The organism is Priestia sp. YIM B13491, assembly GCF_042787605.1.
Lineage (GTDB): Bacteria > Bacillota > Bacilli > Bacillales > Bacillaceae_H > Priestia > Priestia megaterium_E.
In genome coordinates this window covers 1-7,041 of the sequence record NZ_JBHZOR010000030.1, presented here as the reverse complement: position 1 = coordinate 7,041, position 7,041 = coordinate 1, and the positions used below count along the sequence as shown (strand labels likewise).

8 protein-coding genes are annotated in these 7,041 nt (G+C 31.2%); 3 read left to right on the top strand and 5 right to left on the bottom strand.

All coding sequences use genetic code 11. The annotated features are described in order from the left end of the window. Nucleotides 1–492: 492 nt before the first annotated feature. A complete protein-coding gene (locus ACFX4E_RS28165) occupies nt 493–630 on the bottom strand; it encodes a hypothetical protein (protein ID WP_169305217.1) in 138 nt (45 codons plus the stop codon). A gap of 410 nt (nt 631–1,040) precedes the next feature. On the opposite strand from ACFX4E_RS28165, the gene ACFX4E_RS28160 reads away from it, so the two are divergent. From ACFX4E_RS28160 to ACFX4E_RS28150, 3 genes are all read left to right on the top strand, one after another. Continuing rightward, nucleotides 1,041–1,823 (top strand): hypothetical protein, encoded by a 783-nt coding sequence (locus ACFX4E_RS28160; protein ID WP_377238882.1) that lies wholly within the window; start codon nt 1,041–1,043, stop codon nt 1,821–1,823. A 790-nt stretch (nt 1,824–2,613) separates the two neighbouring features. Then, nucleotides 2,614–3,189, top strand: coding sequence for an MEDS domain-containing protein (locus tag ACFX4E_RS28155; RefSeq protein WP_028408083.1), 576 nt, complete (start codon nt 2,614–2,616; stop codon nt 3,187–3,189). Between the two features lie 823 nt (nt 3,190–4,012). After that, a complete protein-coding gene (locus ACFX4E_RS28150) occupies nt 4,013–4,384 on the top strand; it encodes a DUF1304 domain-containing protein (protein ID WP_028408082.1) in 372 nt (123 codons plus the stop codon). Nucleotides 4,385–4,643: 259 nt separating this feature from the next. Here ACFX4E_RS28150 and ACFX4E_RS28145 read toward each other — a convergent pair whose 3' ends face one another. The 4 genes from ACFX4E_RS28145 to ACFX4E_RS28130 all read right to left on the bottom strand — a co-directional run bounded on the left by ACFX4E_RS28145 (nt 4,644) and on the right by ACFX4E_RS28130 (nt 6,853). Beyond that, a complete protein-coding gene (locus ACFX4E_RS28145; protein WP_098332337.1) occupies nt 4,644–5,048 on the bottom strand; it encodes a hypothetical protein in 405 nt (134 codons plus the stop codon). Between the two features lie 60 nt (nt 5,049–5,108). Then, complete coding sequence (locus tag ACFX4E_RS28140) at nt 5,109–5,504, bottom strand: hypothetical protein (protein WP_377238883.1); 396 nt, start codon at nt 5,502–5,504, stop codon at nt 5,109–5,111. A gap of 110 nt (nt 5,505–5,614) precedes the next feature. Then, nucleotides 5,615–6,097 carry a hypothetical protein gene (locus ACFX4E_RS28135; protein WP_377238884.1) on the bottom strand — a complete coding sequence of 161 codons (483 nt, stop codon included), beginning with the start codon at nt 6,095–6,097 and terminating at the stop codon, nt 5,615–5,617. Nucleotides 6,098–6,187: 90 nt separating this feature from the next. Next, nucleotides 6,188–6,853: a DUF2711 family protein gene (locus ACFX4E_RS28130; RefSeq protein WP_377238885.1), complete on the bottom strand. Its 666-nt coding sequence runs from the start codon at nt 6,851–6,853 to the stop codon at nt 6,188–6,190. Nucleotides 6,854–7,041: the final 188 nt, after the last annotated feature.

Below are 7,041 nucleotides of genomic sequence, written 5' to 3'. Positions count from 1 at the left end.
TTTCGGACACATCCTCTCAAAAGTCATTGTAAGGACTTAATTAAATGGTGTCCATGAAACTATACTAACTCCAAAGTAATAGTTAACGCATTTTATTAAAAATAGTGTTAACTATTACATACCTTGTAGAAAAACTTCGTATTTGTCGTCATATTAAGTAAATAGTACAACTTTAATTTTAATAACAAACTTTATATGTTTACTTCTTTAAATGATATAAAATTTATAATTAATTAGATTGATAATTAATTTGTTTAAATAATACTAAACATAAATTATTATGGAATTTATATTTAATTATTGTATTTTCAATAACACACTTAAAGGTAAGAAGATATAATAGAGAGTTATACGAAGTAGAGATATTCGCTTTTTAACACAATGAATGTCTAGACGAAACACAAATAGGCGACTTGTTCCTTCCATTGAGAAAGATCAAGTCACCTACACCTTTTTTCTTCCATAATTCGTAATCCTTTCAACATTTAAAATTTATTGACTTACATGTTCCTTTTCTAACTCATTTACTGCATTCTCCTGGCACTCATTGATAAATAAATAGGTAAGGTACGAATGTAAGTCAAAACGTTCTTCTTTAATAAATGTAGAGAAACCCTGTTGTTTGCTCAATCGTTTTCCCCCCTTTGTTCATGCTCTTATTCTTAATTATTGCCTAACTAGCAATCTTTTATACATATAAATTAACAACTGATGTTTATATGATAAGCACTTTCCATTCTGTACTGGCTCCGCCTACGCCACATACGTTGATAGCCACGCGTGCTATACAACCTAAATATAGTATATATGATAGCGTTTACAAATTGTAGTTAAAAGACGGAATATTATGATTAATTAAGTGTTCTAGAGAAATTATGAAAAGATTTTATAAATAGCTAAGAAACCTTTTTGTTTCATGAAGGTTTTTTAGCTATTTCAAATGTGGAAAACGGAATAAATATATTACAGTATGTTAATTATGGATTAAAGATGTAAAATACATTTTCCCAATCCTATAACAATTCCATAGGAGAACATATATGGACAATTATAAAAATGATAATACGGCAAGACGCTATATAGCCCACGTTAGTATATTTGGAACCACTCAAATTCACTTAAGAAATCCTTACATCATAGCTTGGTGGTCAGCAGCTTTTCCCGGTTTTGGACATTTACTTTTATCCAAATATCTTAGAGGCTTTGTTTTATTTATTTGGGAGGTTGTTATTAACCTTCAGTCTAATATAAACGTGGCTATGATTCATTCCTTTCAAGGAGACATAGACATGGCCAAAGAGTCACTAAACACTAGATGGCTTCTCATTTATATTCCGGTTTATATCTTTGCCATATGGGATAGTTATCGAACGACAGTTGATTTAAATAAAATATATGTCTTAGCTGAAAGAGAAAATCACACCTTTAATTCCTTTAGTATAGGATCTATGGAGATTAACTACTTGGATAAAAGAAATCCTCTTATGTCTATCGTATGGTCTTTATTTATGCCAGGTTTAGGTCAGCTTTATATTCATCGAATAATCGTTGCTTTTTTTATCGTTACTTGGACGGTTGTTTTCTTTTACTATTCTCATCTTCTTGAAGCTATTTCTCTTCTCTTTTTAGGCGAAATCCGAAAGGCTACTAACGTATTAAATGCAGAATGGTTACTGTTTTTCCCTTCCCTTTATGACTTCGCCACTTATGATGCTTATATCAATACTGTTGAAAATAATAAGCTTGCTGAAAAAGAACAGAAAACCTTTTTAGAGAAGAACTATCAACACCCAGATTTTTATATTGAAAAGGAAAAAAGGTAACAAGAGGGCCTGGTCTACAGGTCTCTTTTAATTTTATGTGAATGAAAGAATCGTAATTGGAGCATACTAACCAAGATGCCAAAAGGTGTCATTGGATAAAGTCACGTAAGAGCTAAAACCGCCTTAGAGAGAAGGGGGTTTTTGCTTTTTAACTGTAATAATGTATATTTCTTTAGTTACCATAAAACGTATTATCAGTAGTCAAACCTTTTTAAATAAGAGTATTTTATCTTATCCATTTTTCACGTGTGCTTCTTAGATAATTTCCTAAATATTCTCCAATAGATCCAATAAAAAATATAAGTATACATTGAACTAAAAGGCTTGAAGGAGAGACTAATTGAAAAATAAGGGCACTTAAACCTCCCCATAAAATAAATAACAATAAATTCTTTGCTGTAACCCCCATAATGTACTTCTTTTAAAAGTTTTTTTAATTTATTAAACCACATAATTTATTTACTTGATATAACAGGAATTGTAAGGAATCTTTTGTGGTTTTAAGCTTAAGATATATATCCTTAGTTAACATAATCACTCTTCCTGTACACAGAATAAATAGAACCACTTGTGCCACGTGGGGTTTGTTGAGTTCTATATTTACGGAACATACAGCTTTTTATACAACCTTAATTTAACAAGGTTTCCCTTAGGTACGGAATTTAGAGAAGTATTTAAAAAGTGAACTTTCTGCACTTTTATTATTTTTTTGAAAATTCAATAAAATACCACTGTATTCTAGATACATAATTCACGTATAATGAGAAAGCGAGAAGAAAGAAGGGATTGTATGTTAAAAAGTAAAATGAATCAGTTGTTTGCAGAACAAAAGAGTGTTCATATACTGTATTCTTATGACCAGCAAGAAACGTATATACAACAAGCTGTAAGTTATATTCAAGAGGGGATTCTTGCTGGAGATTGCATTCTTCTTATTGAAAATGACCGTTTTTATCCTTTTATTCATAACCATTTAAAAGCACTCTTAACAACAGATCAAATGAAAAAAATCCATCGTATAAACAACTTTGATTTCTATTATTCAAGTGGTAGTTATCATCCTCCTGCTATTCTTGCTTACTTTGAGAAGAGTGTACAGCTCTATCTAGAAAATAAACTTTCTTTTAGATCATGGGCACATGTAGAATGGAGTACGATGGAAGATCCCTTACATCTCATTGAAGATTTTGAAAGAATCGTGGATGATGCAGTAAATAAACTCTCCTTTCCGTTAATTTGTGCATACAAAGCAGAAAGGATGCCGGAGTATCTCCAAACTATTTTGATGGAAACACACCCTTATGTTCTTATGGAAGGTGATTTAATTACCTCTGAACAATATCGGCCCCTAACAGATGTAGAATAAAAATAAAAGCGCTTACGTAATTATACGAAGCGCTTTTTTATCGTTAAGGAAACGACTAGTTCCCTTTGTTTTTTTATATCTCTTCTGTTTAGCCGTCATAGCCTAAATGTTGATTCTAACTAGTCTTATTCATTTTAAAGATTTTCTATTTAAAGGATAAAAATTACTTTTTTACGGTGAATACATGATAAAATGGACTAGATGGTTCCATCTATAAAGCCATTACTTATTCGTAGCCAAGAAGAGCCCTTTCAGTCCTTAACTAATTAAGGGCTTTTCTTGTTTTCCATGTGTAATTTCCTTATGTTAGATTGATCTAATGCCACTAGAAGAAGCTGACGGTCTTGACCTTACTTCTTTTGTTTGTTTTGAAAAACTCTTGTATTTCCACATCAATACATGAATGCTTGTCACTTATATGACCGAGAGTGTTTCGAGGACATTGCTGCTGGGAGTGAACAGCAAAGTTTTCTATTTCCCATCAATAGTAAAACCAAAATTGGCTTTACTATTGATGAAAAGGTTTATTGATAACAGTATTGACTTGTAAACATTTGAATATAAAATAAAAGGGACAATTGATTCGTTACTTTTTTTAAATAATGAGGATTTCTAACTAAACAATAAGTTAACCTAATAAGAACAAGCAGATTATCTAAAAAGGACTTAAAATGAAAGGTATCTATTCTATAAACTTAACTAATAAACGCACCTAAATAAGCCAATTTAGGCGTTATTGATTTTACTTAAGAAAAATACATTAAGTTAATTCATGAGTTGTTATGGATGGGAAAAATCAGAAAAAAGAATAGGAGAATGAAGCATGGAGATACTTTCAGCTATTTTAGTTGGAATTGTAGCATTAGAACATTTATTCATTATGATTCTTGAAATGTTTTTTATTCATTCGAAGGTAGCAAAACGAGCATTCCAGTTACCTAAGCACTTGGAAGGAGATCGGAATGTAGCTATTATGTTTGCAAATCAAGGATTATATAATGGATTTTTAGCCGCAGGACTCGTTTGGGGGCTCATACTTGGATTTAATTCAATTGGTTATATGATTCAGTTGTTTTTTATAATTTGTGTAGTGGTAGCAGCTATTTACGGTGGTTTTACATCTAACAAGTCAATTATTATAAAACAAGGACTTCCGGCTATTTTAGCACTGATTACTCTTTTGTTTGTCATATAGAATTCAAGTTTTTTTAAAAAGGTACTTCCTTATCCAATGCCATTAAAGCGAGGTACCCTTTTCTCATTTAACTACTAAAGAAACTTCCAATCTTTCTTTTCCTCTCATAATGATGATGTCCATAACTTCCGTGATGACCACCTCTTTTCTTTATAATCAAATTGTAACATGCCTTTAAAATGGAACTTAAATGTTTCTATAAATACCTAGTTTCCATAAAACATTCTATCGGTAGAAAGGCTATCTAAATATATATGTATTAGCCATCAATAATCTGTGATTCCTTAACATTTAAAATTTCAATACTGTTACAATAAAAGTCGATATCTTCATTTTCTACGTCTCTTACTTGAAACCTAATGTTTTCCCAACTTCTATCACTAATATCTATTATTTGTAGTATAGATAGCTGTATAGCTCCGCCATTGGCAAATAGTTTGAAATTTTCTACTCCATAAAAATTCATACTGACTTCATAAAAGTTATGATTCCCTTTAGGTTGTAAAAGAAAAATTACATGTAAATTAGTTTTGTTTTCTTCATCAAACAAAAAATTGTTGCTATATTCTATAAAATACCTTATTTCTGTGATGTATTTCATATCTAATAACGAAAATTCTGGTGAAAGATTATTTAACAAATGAAAGTTCTTAATATTTAACACTTTAAGAGTCTCCTTTTCTCATTACCTTATAGTACTTCTTAAAAGAATTTTATTATTGCTCTATTTGTCTTTATTATTTAAGTCGTGCCAATCCCAATATGAACTATACAGTTCATCATGTAAAAATTCTTCATCTTCATCGTCGTCTTGTTTTTCTTCTAACTTTAAACCAACGCATATATCTTCTTCGTTCTCTGATACAGGATCACTTACCCCATCTAGTAAACAAAAAGCACTATGAAAAGCACCCATAATATTATCTCTTACGATTTTTTCAATTGCACTAATACTTTCGTCAGTAAACTTTTGAGCATTTAAAGCACTTATTTCTTCTTCAGTTAAATCGAATTCCTCCCAGGATAATTGTTTATCTGGCTGTTTCAATTGTTCCCCTACTTCTGCATATTTCTTAATGATGCTATGTAGTTCTCTTAAAAATAACTGTTTAGAATCCATATTTAATTCTCCCATGTATGTTATAAGTTCTATTTATTATATCAGTTTCACTTTGATACTCAGTGTATAAATTATACAAATTCAGTTTACATAATACGGCTTCTAGGAGCTTATTCAAAGTGTTCAGGAGACCAAACAGCTATATCATCGCCTGGAACGGCAACTAAAAGCCACTCATTGTCGCTTCCTCCCCAATAATCACCTAGTTGCCAACATTCATAGTTCGTATCATGACCATTTACAAACAAAATGCTACCTGATTCAAATGAAATGATTAGATGGGGCGACCGATGACCTAAATGTACATCCACTATTTTTTGTCTCTTAACATCCCAAATATGTTTAAAGTGCTGTTCTTCAGTATGTGTGGGGACTTCTCTCTCCGAAGATGGATAGACAAGTGGGACCTCTTCATATACCGTCCACGCTGTTTCAATCGTTAAAATGAATGCATCATCTTCTTTTCGATCATACTGAGTAAAGATTAATGAAATGGCGGAAACCTCAGACGCAAACTTTATTCCATCCATTTGACTACCAACAAGTAAATGCCTTAACGCTTTCTCTGCGAATCTCCGATTCTCTATTTTCAAAGTCGTTTCTCCTTTAACGTTTTTTGTGCTTATTATCTCATGTATGGGTCGTACATTTATAGTTACCATAATGTATCTTATTGGTACCTATTAAATAAACGATTTAAGCTGTGTTTCTTTATCACATATTAAAGCTTCAAGGTTTAGAAACTTAATTGTATCCTCAATATTTGTATCTTTAGCTAAAAGCAATGTTATAAACGAATCATAGATCCCCATAAATGCAAAATCCATATTTTCATCTGTGATAATTGACTCGTTAGGAGATAAGTTAGCTATTTCTAAAGATGACATATCATTGACTTTAAATGAACCATTTGTGTCGTGAATAGGTTCAGAAAAATATAAAGTATTTGCCCCTTTTGAACAGAGGATCTCTACTAAACTATTTAGTATAAACAACGATGTACGATCTTCTTCGGGGTAATAAAAATCTGGATTAGAATTAACATAAGGAGCTAATTTTTTATATTCATCACTAGGCACACCAGTAAGGTGTTGCAACGCTTTGAATAGTTCCTTGTAGGATTTTAAATTACATTTGGCCATTACTTCTTTCCATGATATTGGTTCTCCAAGTTTAAGCATTTCCTCATCACTAGGATATATATGCTGATAAGTATTTGCCCTCTTTGATTTCTCCCAACCAGAGGGCATTTGAATAAAAGGGTGGAATAGAATAGCAGCAGAATTAAAGTCATTAGGTAATTGGGACAAAATAGGTAAATCTGCATCGATCCATATATAATCCAACAAAACGAGACATCTCCTTTGAATATACTTAGTTATGTACAGTTTATATACAGAGAACAGTAATTTCTAGTCAACATAATCAATTTTATAGGTAGTTAAACAATAAAAAGCTCTTTGGATTTGAGTCAATAATTTGGACACAAAAAAGTTAAGTCTTAAGCTGTTTTTTTTATTTGATCCTCAATTGCTTG